Origin of the sequence: Cellulomonas iranensis NBRC 101100 = JCM 18110, from assembly GCF_001552375.1 — a bacterium.
Taxonomy (GTDB): Bacteria; Actinomycetota; Actinomycetes; order Actinomycetales; family Cellulomonadaceae; genus Cellulomonas; species Cellulomonas iranensis.
The window spans coordinates 1-19127 of record NZ_BCRB01000075.1; the positions used below are offsets into that span (position 1 = coordinate 1).

The 19127-nt window shown below is 76.5% G+C and carries 18 protein-coding genes and 2 riboswitches; of the genes, 5 read left to right on the forward strand and 13 right to left on the reverse strand.

Annotated features, from left to right (window positions below):
* Positions 1–235 precede the first annotated feature (235 nt).
* The gene (locus tag CS2_RS14130) at positions 236–1678 is read right to left on the reverse strand and encodes an aminotransferase class V-fold PLP-dependent enzyme (RefSeq protein ID WP_070320462.1); all 1443 of its coding nucleotides are present in this window, start codon (positions 1676–1678) and stop codon (positions 236–238) included.
* 36 nt (positions 1679–1714) lie between these two features.
* Positions 1715–1829, reverse strand: a riboswitch (SAM riboswitch).
* 165 nt (positions 1830–1994) lie between these two features.
* Positions 1995–2092, forward strand: a riboswitch (SAM riboswitch).
* A 4-nt stretch (positions 2093–2096) separates the two neighbouring features.
* Between CS2_RS14130 and CS2_RS14135 the strand changes: the two genes are divergently transcribed.
* Complete coding sequence (locus tag CS2_RS14135; RefSeq protein WP_046529190.1) at positions 2097–2540, forward strand: rhodanese-like domain-containing protein; 444 nt, start codon at positions 2097–2099, stop codon at positions 2538–2540.
* Between the two features lie 17 nt (positions 2541–2557).
* On the forward strand, positions 2558–3805 hold the full coding sequence (locus CS2_RS14140; RefSeq protein WP_070320473.1) for an O-succinylhomoserine sulfhydrylase: 1248 nt from the start codon (positions 2558–2560) through the stop codon (positions 3803–3805).
* Between the two features lie 2 nt (positions 3806–3807).
* Here CS2_RS14140 and CS2_RS14145 read toward each other — a convergent pair whose 3' ends face one another.
* Positions 3808–4305: a hypothetical protein gene (locus tag CS2_RS14145; RefSeq protein WP_134851234.1), complete on the reverse strand. Its 498-nt coding sequence runs from the start codon at positions 4303–4305 to the stop codon at positions 3808–3810.
* Positions 4306–4420: 115 nt separating this feature from the next.
* On the opposite strand from CS2_RS14145, the gene CS2_RS14150 reads away from it, so the two are divergent.
* On the forward strand, positions 4421–5431 hold the full coding sequence (locus tag CS2_RS14150) for an aldo/keto reductase family protein (protein WP_046529192.1): 1011 nt from the start codon (positions 4421–4423) through the stop codon (positions 5429–5431).
* A gap of 102 nt (positions 5432–5533) precedes the next feature.
* Here CS2_RS14150 and CS2_RS14155 read toward each other — a convergent pair whose 3' ends face one another.
* The 3 genes from CS2_RS14155 to CS2_RS14165 form a co-directional block, all read right to left on the reverse strand.
* Positions 5534–6052, reverse strand: coding sequence for a pyridoxamine 5'-phosphate oxidase family protein (locus CS2_RS14155; RefSeq protein WP_070320474.1), 519 nt, complete (start codon positions 6050–6052; stop codon positions 5534–5536).
* Positions 6053–6196: 144 nt separating this feature from the next.
* Entirely contained in the window at positions 6197–6727 is a 531-nt protein-coding gene (locus CS2_RS14160) for an LLM class oxidoreductase (RefSeq protein WP_134851236.1), read from the reverse strand.
* Between the two features lie 168 nt (positions 6728–6895).
* Complete coding sequence (locus tag CS2_RS14165) at positions 6896–7582, reverse strand: hypothetical protein (RefSeq protein ID WP_070320465.1); 687 nt, start codon at positions 7580–7582, stop codon at positions 6896–6898.
* A gap of 226 nt (positions 7583–7808) precedes the next feature.
* On the opposite strand from CS2_RS14165, the gene CS2_RS14170 reads away from it, so the two are divergent.
* Positions 7809–8429, forward strand: coding sequence for a DUF1345 domain-containing protein (locus CS2_RS14170; protein ID WP_070320466.1), 621 nt, complete (start codon positions 7809–7811; stop codon positions 8427–8429).
* 18 nt (positions 8430–8447) lie between these two features.
* Here CS2_RS14170 and CS2_RS14175 read toward each other — a convergent pair whose 3' ends face one another.
* From CS2_RS14175 to CS2_RS14190, 4 genes are all read right to left on the reverse strand, one after another.
* Positions 8448–9503: a GNAT family N-acetyltransferase gene (locus tag CS2_RS14175; protein WP_233421199.1), complete on the reverse strand. Its 1056-nt coding sequence runs from the start codon at positions 9501–9503 to the stop codon at positions 8448–8450.
* 19 nt (positions 9504–9522) lie between these two features.
* Entirely contained in the window at positions 9523–10218 is a 696-nt protein-coding gene (gene purQ, locus CS2_RS14180) for a phosphoribosylformylglycinamidine synthase subunit PurQ (RefSeq protein ID WP_070320467.1), read from the reverse strand.
* A complete protein-coding gene (gene purS, locus CS2_RS14185) occupies positions 10218–10505 on the reverse strand; it encodes a phosphoribosylformylglycinamidine synthase subunit PurS (protein WP_046529196.1) in 288 nt (95 codons plus the stop codon). Before purS ends, purQ begins: the two co-directional genes overlap by 1 nt.
* Before the next feature lie 354 nt (positions 10506–10859).
* Positions 10860–12353 carry an amidohydrolase gene (locus tag CS2_RS14190; protein WP_070320468.1) on the reverse strand — a complete coding sequence of 498 codons (1494 nt, stop codon included), beginning with the start codon at positions 12351–12353 and terminating at the stop codon, positions 10860–10862.
* Between the two features lie 382 nt (positions 12354–12735).
* On the opposite strand from CS2_RS14190, the gene CS2_RS14195 reads away from it, so the two are divergent.
* Positions 12736–13554 carry a DNA/RNA non-specific endonuclease gene (locus CS2_RS14195; RefSeq protein ID WP_082740243.1) on the forward strand — a complete coding sequence of 273 codons (819 nt, stop codon included), beginning with the start codon at positions 12736–12738 and terminating at the stop codon, positions 13552–13554.
* Positions 13555–13556: 2 nt separating this feature from the next.
* Here the strand turns inward: CS2_RS14195 and CS2_RS14200 are convergent, their stop codons facing one another.
* From CS2_RS14200 to CS2_RS14215, 4 genes are all read right to left on the reverse strand, one after another.
* Positions 13557–14498 carry a phosphoribosylaminoimidazolesuccinocarboxamide synthase gene (locus CS2_RS14200; protein ID WP_070320469.1) on the reverse strand — a complete coding sequence of 314 codons (942 nt, stop codon included), beginning with the start codon at positions 14496–14498 and terminating at the stop codon, positions 13557–13559.
* 114 nt (positions 14499–14612) lie between these two features.
* Positions 14613–16790 carry a fibronectin type III domain-containing protein gene (locus CS2_RS14205; protein ID WP_156442146.1) on the reverse strand — a complete coding sequence of 726 codons (2178 nt, stop codon included), beginning with the start codon at positions 16788–16790 and terminating at the stop codon, positions 14613–14615.
* A 249-nt stretch (positions 16791–17039) separates the two neighbouring features.
* Positions 17040–18332, reverse strand: a complete 1293-nt coding sequence (gene purD / locus CS2_RS14210) for a phosphoribosylamine--glycine ligase (protein ID WP_070320471.1) — start codon at positions 18330–18332, stop codon at positions 17040–17042.
* An 82-nt stretch (positions 18333–18414) separates the two neighbouring features.
* Positions 18415–19008, reverse strand: coding sequence for a winged helix-turn-helix domain-containing protein (locus CS2_RS14215; RefSeq protein ID WP_070320472.1), 594 nt, complete (start codon positions 19006–19008; stop codon positions 18415–18417).
* Between the last annotated feature and the right edge of the window lie 119 nt (positions 19009–19127).

A 19127-nucleotide genomic window follows, 5' to 3' on the forward strand; every position in this document is an offset into this window, starting at 1 on the left:
GACCTCTCACCCCGTGCAGGGTGGGGCTGGATCGACCTCTCACCACCCAAGGGTGGGGTGGATCGACCTCTCACCCCGTGCAGGGTGGGGCTGGATCGACCTCTCACCACCCAAGGGTGGGGTGGATCGAGCTCTCACCACACCGGGGGTGGGGTGGATCGACTTGTCACCACACCGGGGGTGGGGTCACCACCCCCGGGTGGGGCTGGATCGACCTCTCGCGGGGCGGTGGGGGTCAGTCGTCGAGCGCGGGGCCGCAGGCGGCGGCCGCGGTCGCGGCCAGGTGGTCGAGGCCGCGGACCTCGACCAGCGGGCGCGTGTCGTCGGCGACGGTCCAGCAGCCGTCGACCACCTCGTACGACGCGGCCGGGCCGCGCGTCAGCAGCGTCGTGAGCGCCGCGACGAGCCGGTCGACGTGCTCGACGGTCGTGCCGACGCCCACCGACGCGCGCACCGCGCCGTGCGACGCGCCGAGCCGCGCGAGCAGCGGGTGCGCGCAGAACCGGCCGTCGCGCACGCCGATGCCGTGCTCGGCCGACAGGTACGCGGCGACGAGCCCCGGGTTGAGGTCACCGACCGTGAACGTCACGACACCGACGGGGTCGACCGCGTCGGGCCAGATGCGCGCGACGCGCACGCCGTCGATCGCCTCGAGGCCCGTGACGAGCCGCTCGCGCAGCGCCTGCTCGTGCGCCTCGAGCGCACCGGCGGGCAGCGCCGCGAGCGTGTCGCAGGCCTGCGCGAGCGCGATCGCGCCGAGCACGTTGGGCGAGCCGGCCTCGTGCCGCGCGGGGGCGGGCTGCCAGACGGTGCGGTCGGTGCGGACGTCGCGCACGGCACCGCCGCCGGCGAGGTAGGGCGTGCCGGTGTCGAGCCAGTCACGGCGCCCGACGAGCGCGCCGGCGCCGAACGGCGCGTACGTCTTGTGGCCCGAGAACGCGACGTAGTCGACGTCCGAGGCCGCGAGCGAGAACCCGCGGTGCGGCACGAGCTGGGCGCCGTCCACGGCGACGCGGGTGCCGGCCGCGTGCGCGAGCGCGACGACGCGGTCCAGCGGCAGCGACTCGCCCGTGACGTTCGACGCACCGGTGAGCGTGAGCAGCGCGTACGGGCGGCGTGCGAGCTCGTCGCGCAGCGCGTCGAGCGTCGCGGCGACCGTCTCGGCGATCGGGAGCACCGTCGCGACCCGGCCCGTGCCGGAGCGCGCGCCCGTGCTGCGCTGCACCCACGGCAGCAGGTTCGCGTGGTGCTCGACGTCGAGCACGAGCACGGCCCCGCCCTCGGGCACGACGCCCGCGAGCAGGTTGAGCGAGTCGGTCGTGTTGCGCGTGACGATCGCGACGTCGTCCTCGCGCGCGCCGACGAACCGGGCGATCGACTGCCGCGACGCCTCGTACAGCGCGGTCGACACCTGCGACAGGTAGCCGGCGCCGCGGTGCACCGACGCGTAGAGCGGCAGCACCTCGGCGACGCGCGCCGCGACGGACGCGAGCGCGGGCGCGCTCGCGGCGCAGTCGAGGTTGGCGTAGGTGCGGCTCGTGCCGTCGACGAGCGGCACGGTCGTGGACGCGCCGGTGACGGCCAGCAGCGGGCCGCGGTCGAAGGCGGCGCGGCCCGTCGGCACGGCGGCGCCGGACGCCTCGTCGGCACACGCGAACAGCTCGGTGACGGTGGTCATGGTGGTCCTCCGGTACGGGTCCCTCGGGACCGGCCGGTCCCGCGCTTGCCGGCGCCGGACGGCGCGCGACCAGGTCGTCACCCGGGGCACCCCACCGCGGTTGGAGGGTTGCCGGCCAGCGAGCCGGGGCTTCGCGCTGACACTCTTGACCTGGGTCGAGGATCGGGGCCGCGTCCGGCGCGTGTCAACGCCGACGCGCCGTCGTTCTCGGCATGCGAGACGGCAGGTCCCACGCCTAGGGACGCCTCCACGGGCGTCGACGGCGCGGGCGTGAGACGCCCGCACGGCCCGGGCCACGGCGGGCGTAGCATCGCCGCGACCATCCAGAGCGGCCGAGAGATCTGGCTCGACGACGCCGCAGCAACCCGCACGGGCGACCGTGGCGCAGGGTGCTACCGCCAGAGACGATGGGAGGACCATGACCGTGCAGCCGCGTCCCGCCCCCGGTTACGCCGGGGACGTCACCGCCACCGAGGCCTGGCAGATCCTGCAGGAGCGCGACGACGCCGTGCTCGTCGACGTGCGCACCGACGCCGAGTGGCGCTACGTCGGCGTGCCCGACCTGCGGCCCGTCGGCCGGCAGGCCGCGCTCGTCGAGTGGGTGCAGTACCCGTCCGGGCAGCCCAACCCGCGGTTCCTCGAGCAGCTCGCCGCGACCGGCGTCACGCCGGGCGACGGCCGGCCCGTGGTGTTCCTGTGCCGCTCGGGCCAGCGCTCGATCGGCGCGGCGCAGGCCGCGACCGCGGCCGGCTACGGGCCCGCGTACAACGTGCTCGAGGGCTTCGAGGGTCCGACGGGCCCCGACGGCCACCGCGGCCACGTCGGCTGGCGCGCCGACGGCCTGCCGTGGGTCCAGCCGTGAGCGGCGCGACCCCCGACCTGCCCCCGGGCCCGGGCGACTGGGACGACCACCGCCTCGACCGGTCCACGCTGCGTCCCGACACGCTCGCGGTGCGCGGCGGGCTCGTGCGCACCGAGTTCGGCGAGATGTCCGAGGCCGTGTTCCTCACGCAGGGGTACACGTACGCGACGGCCGCGCAGGCCGAGGCCGGGTTCGCGGGTGACGTCGACCGGTTCCTGTACTCGCGCTACGGCAACCCCACCGTGACGACGTTCGAGGAGCGGCTGCGGCTGCTCGAGGGCGCGGAGGCCTGCTACGCGACCGCGTCGGGCATGTCCGCGGTGTTCACCGCGCTGGCCGCGCTCGTGCGGTCCGGCTCGCGCATCGTCGCGGCGCGCGCGCTGTTCGGGTCGTCGGTCGTGATCTTCGACGAGATCCTCGCGAAGTGGGGCGTGCGCACCGACTACGTCGACGGGCACGTGCCCGCGCAGTGGGAGGCCGCGCTCGCGACGCCCGCCGACGTCGTGTTCTTCGAGACCCCGTCGAACCCCATGCAGGACCTCGTCGACATCGCGACCGTGAGCCGGCTCGCGCACGCGGCCGGCGCGACCGTCGTCGTCGACAACGTCTTCGCGACGCCCGTGTTCTCGCGCCCGCTCGAGCACGGTGCCGACGTCGTCGTGTACTCGGCGACCAAGCACGTCGACGGGCAGGGGCGCGTGCTCGGCGGTGCGGTCCTCGGGTCCGCCGACTACGTGCGCGGACCCGTGCAGACGCTGCTGCGCAACACCGGGCCGTCGCTCTCGCCGTTCAACGCGTGGGTGCTGCTCAAGGGCCTGGAGACCATGAGCGTGCGCGTGCGGCACCAGGCGGCGTCGGCGCTCACGCTCGCGCGGTGGCTCGAGGAGCAGCCGGGCGTCGCGCGCGTGCGGTACCCGTTCCTCGCGTCGCACCCGCAGCACGACCTGGCGCGCGCGCAGCAGACCGGCGGCGGCACGGTCGTGACGTTCGACCTCGCGGTGCCGCCCGACGCGCCCGCCGACGTCGCGAAGAAGGCCACGTTCGGCGTGCTCGACGCGCTGCGCGTCGTCGACATCTCGAACAACCTCGGCGACGCGAAGTCGATCGTCACGCACCCCGCGACGACGACGCACCGCAAGCTCGGCCCCGCGGGCCGCGCCGCGGTCGGCATCGGCGAGGCGACCGTGCGGCTGTCGGTGGGGCTCGAGGACGTCGAGGACCTGCGCGACGACCTCGCGCAGGCGCTCGCGACGCTCACGGGCTGACGTCAGCCCGCCGGGACGAGGCCGACCGCGACCACGGCGTCGGTCGCGGCCGTCACCGTCACGTCGACCGCCCCGCCGGGCAGGTCGAACGACGGGCCGTCGGCCATGGTCGCGCCGCCCTGGACGAGCGGCACGCACGGCGCCTCGGACGACGCGACCTCGGCGCCGTCGGCGACGACCGTGACCGTGACGGGCGCGCCGTCGTCCGACGTGCACACGACGCGCGGCGCGTACGACCCGGCGGTCACGTCGGCGAGCGTCGCGCGCTGCGTCCCGCCGCCGGCGACGGCGCCCGCGAACGCCTCGGTCGCGTCGCCCGCCTGCGCGAGCACGGCACGCTGGTCGTCCGGGGACGGCGGCTCGGACGCCCCCGCCCCGGCCCTCGGCGCCACGGGCGACGTCGGCCCCGGGGCGGGGGCTTCGCCGTCGGAGCACGCGGCGAGCACCAGGGCCGCCGCCGGGGCGAGCAGGAGGGCTGCGAGGCGTCGTCGGGGTCGCATGGCGGGGACGCTAGCGCAGGGCCGGGGGCCCGACCAGGGCCGGGCCCGTCCCCCGTCACCGGCCACGGGGACGCACGGGCGGGCCCGTGTCGGGCGCGGGTGAGAGGCTGGGCGCATGCACTTCCGATTCCTCGGCAACTCCGGCCTCAAGATCTCCGAGCTCACCTACGGCAACTGGCTGACCCACGGGTCCCAGGTCGAGAACGACACCGCGACGGCGTGCGTGCGCGCCGCGCTCGACGTCGGCATCACGACGTTCGACACGGCCGACGTGTACGCCAACACGGTCGCCGAGTCCGTGCTGGGCGACGCCCTGGCCGGCGAGCGGCGCGAGTCGCTCGAGATCTTCACGAAGGTCTACTGGCCGACCGGCCCCGGCGGCCCGAACGACACCGGCCTGTCGCGCAAGCACATCCGCGAGTCGATCGACGGGTCGCTGCGCCGCCTGCGCACCGACTACGTCGACCTGTACCAGGCGCACCGCTACGACCACGAGACGCCGCTCGAGGAGACGATGCAGGCGTTCGCCGACGTCGTCCGCCAGGGCAAGGCGCTGTACATCGGCGTGAGCGAGTGGACCGCCGACCAGATCCGCGCGGGTCACGCGCTCGCGAAGGACCTGGGCGTGCAGCTGGTGTCGAACCAGCCGCAGTACTCGGCGCTGTGGCGCGTCATCGAGCCCGAGGTCGTGCCGACCTCGCGCGAGCTCGGCGTCTCGCAGGTCGTGTGGTCCCCCATCGCGCAGGGCGTGCTCACCGGCAAGTACAAGCCCGGCGCGCCGCTGCCCGAGGGCTCGCGCGCGACCGACGACAAGGGCGGCGCGAAGATGATCGCGCGGTTCATGCGCGACGAGGTGCTCGAGCGCGTGCAGGGCCTGCAGCCGATCGCCGACGAGCTGGGCCTGACGATGGCGCAGCTGTCGATCGCGTGGGTGCTGTCGAACGACAACGTCGCCGCCGCGATCATCGGTGCGTCGCGCCCCGAGCAGGTGCACGACAACGCCAAGGCCGCGGGCGTCACGCTGCCGGCCGAGGTGCTGACCCGCATCGACGAGGTGCTCGGCGACGTGGTCGTGTCCGACCCGTCCGAGACGGCGAAGGCCTCGCCCGCCCAGCGCCTGGTCTGACCCGCCGGGCCGCGGCCCGCGGACCGACCGCAGACGCACGACGCCCCGTCCCGGGTCACCGGGGCGGGGCGTCGTGCGTGCGGACGTGCCGGCGAGTCGCGGTCAGAGGTCGACGGTGGCGTTCTCACCGCCGTCGTACGCCTCGCCCGTGACCTTCGCCTTGACGAGGCTGATCACGGTCGCCAGGCGACCGCCGGGGCTGTCCCAGTACTCGGCGGTGTCCGCGTGCAGCTTGATCAGCCCGAGGTTCGGGGTCTCCGGGCCGTCGGGGAACCACGCCGCGGCCACCGGCCCCCACAGCTCACGCGCCTTCGCAGTGTCCTTGAGCACCTCGGCCGTCCCCGAGACCGACAGCCACGACGACGACCCCGCGAACGCCGCGTTCGCCGGGCTGCCCGCGCGGATCTCCGCGACCTTGTGGCTGTCGAGCGCCGTGAAGAACCACAGGTCGCCGTCGAACTCGACGTCCTGCACACCCATCGGGCGGCTCACGAGCGCGCCGTCGGCGTCGACGGTGGTGAGCATCGCGAGGTGGTGGTCGCGCAGCAGCTCGCCGACCTTGGCGACCGCCTCGTCGTGCGTCGGGGCATCGTACTGCTCGTTCCAGGTCGTGCCGGCCATGGTGCCCTCCGTCCGTCGCGCGGGCCCGGTGGCCCGCCCGGCCACGCTAGGCACGTGCGGGGTGCGCCGCACCCGCGGGGCGCGACCGCACCGACGCGCCGGCCCGAGGGACCGGCCGTCCACCCAGGCCGCGTGGCCGGTGCGTCACAGACCGAGCGCGTCCGCGTGCCGCGCGGACGACCCGACGAGCACGAGCGCGACCGTGTCGACACCCGCGCGTGCGGCGAGATCGAGCGCGGCGGCGCGCACCGCGTCGCGCGGCGCGACGAGCCACGTCGCGGACGGCGACCACGTCAGCCCGGAGAACGCCTCGGCGTACGCGACGGCGATGCGGCGCCGGGCCGCGTCGGCCTCGTCGTCGGCGACGACGGTCTCGACCTCGAGGACCACGCGGACCTCGTCGCGGTCGCGCCCGACGGCGCGGACCTCGTCCTCGAGCACGCTCACCAGCGCGCGCACGGCTGCGGGAGTGGGCAGCGCGGCCGAGTGGACGAGGTGCACGACGTCGGCGCGCGCGGCGGCCAGGGCGATCGTGGTGGGGTCGAGCGCGTCGGCGTCGAGCCGGAACTCCACGCCGCGGCGGGCGGGGCCGGCGACCTCGACGCGCGGGACGTCGGGACGGGCGGTGGACGGACGACGGGTCGCGCGGGCGGGCGCGAGAACGGGCTGAGCCACGGGGAGTTCCCTCGGGTCGAACGGGGTGCGTCGCGTGGGCGGAGCCGCACGCGCGCGGGGTCGTCAGCTCAGCGACAACACACCCGGACCGAGAACATGGAGGCACCATAGCCGGACGCACGCACCGCGACCACCCCCCGGTCACCCCTCGGGCGTCCCGGGGCCCCGCTACAGCACGAACGCGGTCGCGACGAGCGCATACGTCAGGCCGAGGCGACCGCGCACCGCGCGGTGCAGCACGCCGTACAGCACCGCGGCCCCCATCGCGTACGCCCCGCCCGCGGGCCCCTGCAGCAGCACGTGCACGAGCCCCCACGTGGCGGCGAGCACGAACCCGCCCCACGGCACGTCGCTCCGCCCCCGCGCGGCCTCGCCCCAGCGCTGCCCGTAGCCGAGCAGCGTGACGATCACCAGCACCTCGGCGAGGTAGTACACGACGAGCGCCGCGAGGCTGGGCGCGAACGCGGAGCCGACGTCGTCGTGCAGCCGCACCGCCTCGGCGAGCGGCTTCCACTCGTGCGTCAGCGCCGCGCGCGACCCGACGGCGAGCACCAGAGCCGCGGCGGCGTACGCGGCACGACGCGCGCGCCCGGGACCCGCGGGGGCCGCCACGGGGTCGTCGGATCGCCACGGCGCGTGCCGCAGGAGCAGCAGCGCCCCGGCGAGCCACCCGGCGGCAGTGACGAGCCAGTGCACGGCGGGCGCCCACCGCTCGCCGACGGCGCCCCGGATCGCACCGTCGAGCGCGAGGCCGACCACGAGCTCCCACCCGAAGACCGCGAACGCGTACAGCGCCAGGTTCCGCCACCGGGACGCCGTGCCGAGGTCGGGCGCGGGGCGGGTGCTCGTCGACATGGCCCGACACTGGCAGCGGCCGGGCGCCGCGGCCCGGGACCTCCGTCCGCCCCGCACTCGCCGGGGCCGCCCAGGTGAGGCGCCGCCCGCCGCCCGGGCGGTGGACGCACCTGCCCGGTCGCCCCGGCACCGCACCGCTCCGGACCGCGCACCGCGCCGGTCCCGTGCGGGCACGGCCGGGGCGCTGTTGGATGGGGCCGTGGCCAGGGACGTCGCGCAAGGTGACGTGACACCGGCGACGCGGCTCGTGGTCGCCGCCGTCGCGGGTGTCGCCGTGTCCCTCGTCGTCCAGACGGCCGTCCCGTGGTCGTCCGTCGTCGCCGCGGTGCTGGGCGGCTGGGCCACCACCGGGCTCGTCTACGCGGTGTGGACGTGGGTGTTCTGCTGGCCGCTGGACGCCGAGCAGACCCGGACGCACGCGACCCGCGAGGAGCCGACCCGGTTCGTGACGCACGCGATCGTGCTGGTCGCCGGGGTCATGAGCCTCGTCGGCGTGGGCGTCGTGCTCGCGACCCACGACCGGGGGCGCGTCGTCGCGCTCGCCGCCGCGCTCGTCGCGGTCGTCGCCTCCTGGACCTCGCTGCACACGGTCTACGCGATGCGGTACGCGCGGTCCTGGTACACGCCGCCCACCGGCGAGATCGACTTCCACCAGGACGCCCCGCCGCGGTACTCCGACTTCGCGTACGTGGCGTTCACGGTCGCGATGAGCTTCGCGATGTCCGACCCCGACGTCCGGTCGTCCGACCTGCGCCGCACGCTGCTCGCGCACGCGCTGCTGTCCTACACGTTCGGCACGGTGATCGTCGCGCTGCTGGTCAACGTGGTCGCGGGCCTCACGCCGTAGCGGGGCCCGCCGGGCACGTCACAGGTCGCGCGCGAACCACAGGCAGAACGGCAGCGCCTCCCACCCCGCCACGGGGCGGACCGGCCGGTACCCGAGCGACCGGTACAGCGCGATCGCGGCGGGCTGCCGGATGCCGGTGTCGAGCACGACGCGCGTCAGCCCGCGCTCGCGCGCCGCGTCCTCCACGAGCCGCACGAGACGCCGCGCGAGCCCCGCGCCACGCGCCGCGGGCGCGACGTACAGGCGCTTGAGCTCACCCGTGCGCGGACCCCACGCCGGCGCGGACCGCAGCGTCGCGCACGCCACCGCGACGCCGTCGCGGCGCAGCAGGACCGTCGTCAGGGCAGTGCCGTCGGGCGCGCCCTCGACCAGCGGGGACGCCGCGGGGCCGCCGGGCACGTGCTCGGGGTACAGCGGTGCCAGCTCGTCGAGCATGGCGCGCCGCAACGTGACCGCATCGGGGTGCCGCCACGCGACGTGCTCGACGTCGTGGTCCCGGGCGGGGTCCTCGGTGTGCTCGACGGCGCGCTCGGCGACCTGGTCGACGGCGTCCCGGCGGCCGGCGGCCCCGCGTAGGCCGCGAGGGGGCGGGGCCGTCACGGCGAGGTCGCGCTCGAAGCAGCGCGAGTCGACGACGCCCACGTACTCGCCGTAGTTCTCGACCGGCCGGTAGCCGGCGGCGAGGTACAGCCCGATCGCCTCGGGCTGCAGCACACCGGTCTCGAGCACGAGCCGCGTGCAGCCGTGCGCACGGGCCGCGTCCTCGAGCTCGGCGAGCACGCGCCGCGAGAGCCCGCGCCCGCGCGCGTCGGGGCGCACGTACATGCGCTTGACCTCGCCCGTGCCCGCGCCCATCCCGGCGGACACGTCGCGCAGCACCCCGCACGCGACGGGTGCGTCGTCGAGCCGCACCAGCACCGTCGCGACGATCCCGTCACCCGTCATGGCGTGCCCGGCGTCGTCGTCGCCGTAGCGTGCGCGCAGCTCGGCCTGCTGCTCGTCGCGCAGCACGCGCGCGTCGGCGTCGTCCCACGCGACGCGCTCGACCCGCACGTCGCCCGTCGTCCCCGGCACGCCCGTCGTCAGCGCGCGGTCAGGAGACGAGTGCCTGCAGGACCGACGTGAAGAACCGCAGCCCGTCGGTGCCGCGGCGCGGACCGTCCGGGCTGTCAGGCCCGAAGCCGGCCTCCACCGCGTGCTCGGGGTGCGGCATGAGGCCCACGACGTTGCCCGCGGCGTTGCTGACGCCCGCGATGTCGCGACGCGAGCCGTTGGGGTTGCCGCCCTGGTAGCGGAACACCACGCGACCCTCGCCCTCGAGCTCGTCGAGCGTGCGCTCGTCGGCGACGTACTGGCCGTCCTGGTTCTTCAGCGGGATCGTGATCCGCTCGCCCGGCGCGTACGCGCGCGTCCACGCGGTGTCGGCGTTCTCGACGCTGAGCACCTGCTCGCGGCACACGAAGTGCAGGTGGTCGTTCTTGATCATCGAGCCCGGCAGCAGGTGCGCCTCGGTGAGGACCTGGAAGCCGTTGCAGATGCCCAGCACCGGCAGCCCCTTGCCCGCGGCGTCGACGATCTCGCCCATGACGGGCGCGAACCGGCTGATGGCGCCGGCGCGCAGGTAGTCGCCGTAGGAGAACCCGCCCGGCAGCACGACCGCGTCGACGCCCTTGAGGTCGGCGTCCGCGTGCCACAGCGCGACCGGCTCGCCGCCGGCCAGGCGCACCGCGCGCGCCGCGTCCCGGTCGTCGAGCGTGCCGGGGAACGTGACGACCCCGATGCGACCCATCAGGCCAGGCCCTGCGACGAGACGGTCGCGGCCGCGTCGGCCTCGATGTCCGCGACGCGCACGACGTCCTCGATGACAGGGTTCGACAGCACCTGCTCGGCGGCGGCCGCGGCGGCCTCGAGGACCTCGGGCGTCACGGGCCCGTCGACCTCGAGCTCGAACCGCTTGCCCTGACGCACGGACGTGAACTGCCCGAACCCGAGCCGCGGCAGCGCACCGGCCACGGCCTTGCCCTGCGGGTCGAGGATCTCGGGCTTCGGCATGACGTCGACGACGACTCGTCCCACGGGTGTGCTCCCTGGTTCGCGACGGTGGGGGGTCGGTGCTGATCCTAAGGCCCGGGCCGGTCCCGTCCGGTGCCCGTCCACGCCCGCGAGCGCACCCCGCCGGACCGCCCGAGCCCCCACCTCCCCGCCACCCACCTCTCCCCCACACCGCCGAACGCGGGGTTCCGCCGCTCATGAGCCACCCGAACCGGCAGAACCCCGCACTCGCGTCACGGTGCGCCCCACCACGGCCACCCACCCCACCGAACGCGGGGTTCTGCCGGTCATGAGCCACCGGAACCGGCAGAACCCCGCACTCGGCGGGCGGTGGAGCCGGCGAGCCCCGGCGACGTCGCGTCGGTGCCGGTGCCGGCGTCAGAGGGTCGTGTGCGTCCAGTCGCCCGCGAGCAGGGTCGCGGCGACGCGGACCGCGCGGACCCCGCCGGGCGTGGCCGCGAGCGCGAGCGGGTCGTCGTCGAGGACCGCCAGGTCCGCGGGGTCGCCCACGCGCAGGCCCGAGGGCCGGCCGTCGGTCGACGCGGCGAGGGCGGTGACCGCGTCGAGCGCCTGCTCGGGGTGCCACGACGGGCGGTCGTCGCCCGTGCGCCACACCGCCGCGTCGACCGCCAGCCACGGGTCCAGCGGGGCGACGGGCGCGTCGGAGCCGAGCACGAGCGTCGCGCCCGCGGCGTGCAGGTCGGCCAGCGGGAACGCCCGGTGGGTGCGACCGGCCCAGTGCCGGTCGGCGACGTCGCGGTCGTCGGGCGCGTGCGCGGGCTGCACGCTCGCGGTCACGCCGAGCGCGGCGAACCGGGGCACGTCGGCCGGGTCGAGGAGCTGCGCGTGCTCGACCGACCCGCGTGCGCCGGTCGCGGCGAACGCGTCGAGCACGAGCGTGTTGGCGGCGTCGCCGATCGCGTGCACCGCGCACGCCAGGCCGTGCGCGTGCGCGTGCCGCAGCAGCGGCACCAGCTCGTCGGCCGGCACGGTGAGCACGCCGTGCGCGAGCGCGCCCTCGACGCCCGGGTACGGGTCGTGGCACCACGCGGTGCGCGTGTTGAGCGAGCCGTCGACGATGACCTTGAGCGGACCCTGCGTGACGCGGTCCCCCGCGACGCGGTCGCCCGTGTGGAGGGCCTCGCGCACGACGCGGTCGAGGTACGGCTGCCACACGCCCGCCCGCACCCGCACGGGTGGGTCGCCGGCCGCGACGCGGCGCCGCCAGGCGGCCAGGTTGTCGGCGATCTCGAGGTCCACCACGCCGACGACGCCCCGGGCGGCCGCGACGCGCAGCGCGGCCGCCACCAGCGCGTCCTGCTCGGCGGGCGTCACGTGGTCGAGCGCGCCCATGAGCGGCATCCACTCGGCCTCGCGCAGCACGCCCGTGGGGTGCGCGGTCACGCCGAACATGCGCAGGCCCGCGGTCGACACCCACGCGCAGTGCAGGTCCCCCGACACGAGCACCACGGGCACGTCGCCCGCGACCGCGTCGAGCAGCGCCGCCGACGGCAGGTCGGGCCACGTGCCGTCGCGGAACCCGATGCCGACCAGCGGGCGCCCCGGTGCGGGCGGCTGCGCGCGCAGCCGCCCGGCCACGAGGGCCACGGCCTCGGCGGCGGACCCGGCCGTCGACACGTCGAGCCGCCCGCGCGCGAGCGCCCACTGCGTGAGGTGCGTGTGCTGGTCCCACAGGCCCGGCACGACCCACCGCCCGTCGAGGTCGACGACCTCGGCGCCGTCGGCGCCGTCCAGGGCCTCGCCGACCGGGCGCACGGCCGCGAGCCGACCGTCACGGACGACGACGTCGACGGGCGCGTCGGCGCCGAGCAGGCGGGCGCGGTGCAGGACGAGCGGACGGGGCGGGACCACCGGACCTCCGGGACGTGCGACGGGACGTCTCGCAGGCTACGCGGCGGCCGGCCACGTCCCGACCTGCGGGACGCGACGGTCACGACACCGGCCTCGGGGTCGTCCACGAGCCGCGTGGAGGACCTGCGCCCGGTCTCGCGCGGTTCCCGTCTCACGGCTCGGACACCGCGCGGGCGGGGCGGCCGCGGAGCCGTCGCCGACCCGGCGCGGCGGCGGCGGTCCAGCCAGGAGGTCCCACCAGGGGGCCCGCCCGCCGGTCCGCCCGGCAGGCGGCCGCGGTGGGCACCCTCGCACCGGATCGTGGATCGCGGACGCGGCGCGCCCGCGCCGACGTGGGTAGCGTGGAGACGTCCGTCCGACCGCTCGTGGGCAGGGGTGGCACGTGGAGGGGTACGACCCGACGTTCCTGGGACCGGTGGTGCCGCTGCCGGTCCCCGCGCAGCGCGTGCGCACGCTGCCGTCGACGCACTTCACTGTGCTGCTCGACCCCGTGCGACGGCTCGCGGCGGCCACGGCCGTCACCGTCGACGGCACCGCGCTGCGCGACGTGCCGCGCGGCGACGACTGGCACCTCGACCCGCGCGTACCCGCCGACGAGCAGGCGGGGCCCGAGCTGTACGCGCGCAACGACCTCGACCGCGGGCACCTCGTGCGGCGGCGCGACCCCGTGTGGGGCGAGCCCGGCGTCGCGGCGCGCGCGAACCGCGAGACGTTCGCGTACCCGAACGCGGCGCCCCAGGCGTCGGGGTTCAACCAGGGGCGCGACCTGTGGCTCGGGCTCGAGGACCACGTGCTCGAGCACGCGCAGGCGCAGCGGCTGCGGCTCGCGGTGCTCACGGGCCCGGTGCTCGCGGGCGACGACCCCGTCTACCGCGGCGTCGGGATCCCGCGACGGTTCTGGAAGGTCGTCGCGTGGGCGCTCGACGCGGGCCGCCGGCTCGCGGCCGCCGGGTTCGTGCTCGACCAGACGCCGCAGCTGCGGGCCGACGAGCTCGCGGCCCGCACGCACGCGGCGGCGGCCGTCGACGACCCGCCGCCGCTGGGGCCGTTCCGCACGTTCCAGGTGCCCGTCGCGGACGTCGCCGACCTCACGGGTCTCGACCTCGGGCCGCTGCCGGCCGCCGACGTGCTCGCGGTGACGGCGCCGCAGGCACTCGCGTGGCGCGAGCTGAGCGACCTCGCCGAGGTCACGCTGCGCTGAGGTCAGAGCGCGAGCGGTGCGCCCGTGAGCCGCTCGTACGCCTCGAGGTAGCGCGCGCGGGTGCGTTCGACGACGTCGGCGGGCAGCGCGGGCGGCGGCGCGTCCGACGCCCGGTCCCACCCGGACGCGTCCGACGTCAGCCAGTCCCGCACGAACTGCTTGTCGAAGCTCGGCTGCGCCCGCCCCGGCTGCCACGCGTCGGCGGGCCAGAAGCGCGACGAGTCGGGCGTGAGGACCTCGTCGCCGAGCGTGACCGCACCCGTCGTCGGGTCGGTGCCGAACTCGAGCTTGGTGTCCGCGAGGACCACGCCGCGCTCGCGCGCGATCTGCTCGGCGCGCGCGTAGACCGCGAGCGTCAGGTCGCGCAGCGTCTCGGCGGCCTGCGGCCCGACGGTGTCGACGACGACCGAGAACCGCACGTTCTCGTCGTGCTCGCCGAGCTCGGCCTTGGTCGCGGGCGTGAAGATCGGCTCGGGCAGCCGCGAGCCGTCGACCAGCCCGGCGGGCAGCGGGATGCCGGTGACCTCGCCGTTCGTGCGGTACTCGGCCAGGCCCGACCCCGTGAGGTAGCCGCGCGCGACGCACTCGACCGGGAACATGTCGAGCCGCCGGCAGACCATGGCCCGGCCCGCGACCGCGGCGGGCACGTCGGTGCCGACGACGTGGTTCGGCACGAGGTCCGCGAGCTGGTCGAACCACCACAGGCTCAGCTGCGTGAGCACCACGCCCTTGTCGGGGATGCCGGGGCTCAGCACCTGGTCGTACGCGGACACGCGGTCGGACGCGACGACGAGCACGACGTCGCCGTGCCGGTCGCGCAGCGCGACCCCCGCGGCCGAGGAGTCCGGCTCGTACAGGTCGCGGACCTTGCCGGAGTAGACGTGGCGCCAGCCGGGCAGGTCGCCGGGGCCCGAGGGGGTGGGATGCGCGTCGCTCACGCGCACAGTCTGGCGTGCCCGGCCGCCGCGCGGCAGCGGCGACCAGGGAGCGGGCGCCGCGCGGCCAGGCGCGCGGCGTCCCGGGGTGCGGGCGTCGTCCGCCCGCACCCCGGGGCGGTGTCAGCGCGCGGCGGCCGCGCGGCGGCGCGCCACCACGACGAGCCCCGCACCGAGCACGAGCCACAGGGCCGCGACACCGGCGGTCGACGCGGCGTCCCCGCCCGTGGTCGCCAGCGCGGCGACGCGCCGGTCGCCGATCTGCACGAACGTGCCGTCGTCGGCGAGCACGAACGTCGTCTCGGTGGTCACGGCGCGGCCGTCGAAGCCGGTGCCGCTCACGACGAGCCGGTGCGTGCCGGGCTCGAGGTCGGTGGGCAGGACACCCGTGAGGACGACCGTGCCGTCCGCCGCGACGACACCCGTCGCCACGGTGCGCGGCGTCGAGTGGACGACGAGCGTCGCCTCGGTGCCGGGGCGCAGGCCCTCGCCGCGCCCGGAGACCGGCGCGCCGGCGGCGGTCGAGCCGAGGCGCGCGTCGAGCACGAGCGTGACGGTCGCGTCGGGGCCGCTGACGACCACGGTCGTCGACGCGGCGCCCGGCAGCGTGCGGGCGTCGCCCGCCTGCTGCGCGGTCACCACGCACTCGCCGGTGCTGACGGCCACGAGCGCGCCGTCGACCACGGTGCACGCGCCCGTCGCGGTGAGGGTCACGGGCAGGCCCAGGTCGGAGGTCGCGACGACCGTCGGCACGGGCCGGCCGAGCGTCGGCGCGGCGAACGCGCCGATCGTGACGGTCTGCGGGCGGCGCGCGACGTCGCCCGTGCGCACCACGGCCTGCGCCGGGCTGGTGCGCTCGTCGCCGTCCTGGACGGCGGTCACGGTGCACGGGCCGACGTCGGTGACGACGAGGAGCCCGTCCTCGACGCGGCACGCGCCCTGCGCGTCCACCTGCACGGGCAGGCCCACGCTCGACGCGGCGAACAGCTCGGCGGGCGCCTGCCCGTACACGAGCGCGGGCAGCGGCGCGAGCGCCACGGACTGCGAGCGGCGGCCGACCTCGGCCGTCACCGTGGCCGACGCGGGCTCGGTCTCGCTGTCGCCGGCGTGCGCGGCGGTCACGGTGCAGGTGCCGACGTCGACGAGGTCGAGGACGTCGCCGCGCACGGCGCACGCGCCGTCCGCCGAGTACGTGACCGGCAGGCCCTGGTCGGACGCGCCGTGCAGGCGCACGGGCGCGCCCGCGTAGACGAGGTCGGCGGGCAGCGCGTCGAGCGTGACCTGCTGCGCGCGCCGCACGACGGTCGTGTCGTGCGTGGCACTCGAGCCGGCGAGGGACGCGGTGCCCGCGTAGGTGGCGCTCACGCGCAGGGGACCCGCCGACCGGACGAGACCCTCGACCACGGCAGCGCCGTCGACGAGCGGGACACCGGCGCGCACGTCGTCGCCGATCGTGACGTCGACGGTCCCCGTCACCGCGGCCGCCGAGGTGACGGCGACCCGCACCGCGAACGGCTGCCCGCTCACGGGCACCTCGGGCTGGGTCGTCACCGTGGTGGCGGACGTGTCCTGCGGGACGACCGTGACGGGTGCGGAGCCCTCGGAGTCGCCGATCACGTTGGTGGCCACGACGCGCACCGCGTAGCGCGTGCCGTTGGTCAGGCCGACGACCGTCGTCGAGGTCGGCGGCGGCGTGCCGGTGACGCTGCCGCACTCGACCTCCTGCCCGCCCTCGGGCGTGCAGAGCACGCGGTACCCGGTGACGCCGCCGGCGAGGTCGGACGGGGCCGCCCACGTGACGGTCGCACCGCCCGGCGCGGCCGTCACGGACGGCTCGCGCGGCGCGGTCGGCGTGCGGGTCGCGAACTGCAGCGTGACCTCGCCCCGGGAGCCCTGGTGGTAGCCGCCGAGGCCGATCCGGTAGGACGTCCCGGCACGCAGGTCGAGCCGCAGCGCGGCGTCGAGGGCGTAGGAGTCGTCGTTCTGCGCGAGCATCGTGGAGCCCGACCAGACCTCGAGCGTGTTGTCCCAGCCCACGGGGTTGGTGGAGGTGGCGCGCATGTAGACGCGCACGTCCGCCGGGGGCGTCCACGAGTACCACGTGACGTTGTACCAGGCCTGGCCGTCCTGGCCCCGCGCGGTGCTCATGTGGGCGTTGGTCGCGGTGAAGCTCGAGTCGAGGTCGGCCACGGGCAGCGGGACCGCCGCGGCGCGGCTGGTGCCGCCGGGCACCGCGGCGGCAGCGTGGGCCGCGCCGGGCACGGCGACGAGCGCACCGACGGCGAGGGCGAGGGTCGCCACCGCGCTCAGGGCGCGGCGGGCGCGCGCCCTCGGCGGGCGGGTGGAGGGCGCGTGCGACGGCGTCGGGCGCATGGGTGTGCTCCTGTCTGTGGGTCGTTCGTCCCATCGACAGCGCGTCACCCGGATCTGAAGGCACGGCAGGAGATCCGGCGAAAGTGAGGTGGTAGCACCCAGCACGTGCGGGGGTGGTAGCACCCCGACGCCACCCGGGCGGGTGGCTGCGGGTCGGTGCGGCGCGCGCCGGGCGCGTCAGGCCTCGGCGGCTGCCAGCGCGATGTCCGTGCGGTGGTGCGACCCGGCGAGCGCGACCTGGTCGACCGCGACGTAGGCGGCGCGGCGCGCGTCGGCGATGGTCTCGCCGACGCCGACGACGGTGAGCACGCGCCCTCCCGCCGAGACCAGGAGCGGGTCGTTGAGCGGGTTCTCGGGGTCGTCGTCGGTCGTGCGGACCGCGGTCCCGGCGTGCAGCACGTGGACCCCGGGCACGGTGTCGGCGCCGTCGAGCCCGGTGATGGGGTCGCCCGTGCGCACGTCGCCCGGGTAGCCGTGCGAGGCCACCACCACGGTGACGGCGGCGTCGGCGCGCCAGTGCAACGGGTCGAGGTCCGCCAGCCGGCCCTCGGCGGCCGCGAGCAGCACGCCCGCGAGCGGCGTGCCGAGCCGCGCGAGCACGACCTGCGTCTCGGGGTCGCCGAACCGCGCGTTGAACTCGACGACGCGCACGCCGCGGCTCGTGAGCGCGAGGCCGCAGTACAGGACGCCGACGAACGGCGTGCCGCGGCGGGCCATCTCGGCGACGGTCGGGCGCGCGACGGTCTCGACGACCTCGTCGACCAGGCCCGCGGGCGCCCACGGGAGCGGGCTGTAGGCGCCCATGCCGCCGGTGTTGGGGCCCTCGTCGCCGTCGTACGCGCGCTTGAAGTCCTGCGCGGGCACGAGCGGCACGACGTCGGTGCCGTCGCACAGCACGAACAGCGAGACCTCGGGCCCGTCGAGGTACTCCTCGACGACGATCCGCCCGCCGTCCTTGGCGAGGCACGCGGCGGCGTGCTCGAGGGCCGCGTCGCGGTCCTCGGTGACGACGACACCCTTGCCTGCGGCGAGCCCGTCGTCCTTGACGACGTAGGGCGCACCGAACTCGTCGAGCGCGGCGGCGACCTCGTCGAGCGTCGTCGCGACGCGCGCCGCTGCGGTCGGGACGCCCGCGGCGGCCATGACGTCCTTCGCGAACGCCTTGGAGCCCTCGAGCTGCGCGGCCTGCGCGGACGGCCCGAAGACCGGGACACCGGCGGCGCGCACGGCGTCGGCGACGCCCGCGACGAGCGGCGCCTCGGGCCCGACGACGACGAGGTCGACGCCGAGGCCGGTCGCGAGCGCGGCGACGGCGGCGCCGTCGAGCGGGTCGACCGCGTGCAGGGTCGCCTGGCGCGCCATGCCCGGGTTGCCGGGGGCCGCGTGCACCGCGCTCACGGCGGGGTCGAGCGACAGCGTGCGGACGAGGGCGTGCTCACGGGCACCGGTGCCGACGACGAGGATCTCCACGGGCCCCGACCCTACCGGCCGCGCCCGCGACGGCAGCCGGGGCGTCCGCACGCGTCGTCGACAGGGCGCGCACCCCGCCCGGTCAGGTGCCGCGCGGCTCGGGCAGGGGCAGGACGTCGAGGTAGAGCCGCACGCGGCGCCGCCCGTCGGTGCGCCCCTCCTCCTTGGCGACGCGGCCGCGCTCGGTGATCTCCTCGACCACGGCGGTGAGCCGCTCGACGAGCTCGGCGGCCTCGTCCTGCGTGAGGTCGGCGGTGACGTTGGAGAACACCTGGACGTCCCAGTCCTGGCGGACCTCGTCGAGCGACGCGGCCCACGCGGTGAGGGTCTGGGCGCGCTCGGCGATCATGCTCTGCAGCACCGCGCGCACGGCCTGCGCCGACCCCGGGTCGTCGAGCGCGTCGAGGTCGTCCATGCGGAACCCGACGGCGCGCCACCAGCGCTCGCGCCCGGCGGGGTGGCCGGGGTCGTCCTCGACGAAGCCGTGCTTCTCGAGCTGGCGCAGGTGGTAGCTCGTCTGCCCGCTCGACTCCCCCAGGCGGCGGCCGAGCATGGTCGCGGTCGCGGGCCCACCGTTGCGCAGCTCGGCGTACATCGCCATGCGCAGGGGGTGCGCGAAGGCCTTGAGGGCCTCGGGGCCGAGGGCGCGCTCGTCCGGGGTCTTGTCATCCGTCATGTGCAGAGATACCTTTGCAGAACTTCTTTGCAGAGATCCTCTGCAAAGCTCTCTCCCACCCTAGCCGCCGCGAGGACACCGTGACCGCCACCGCCCCGCCCGCCGCCCCCGCCCCGCCG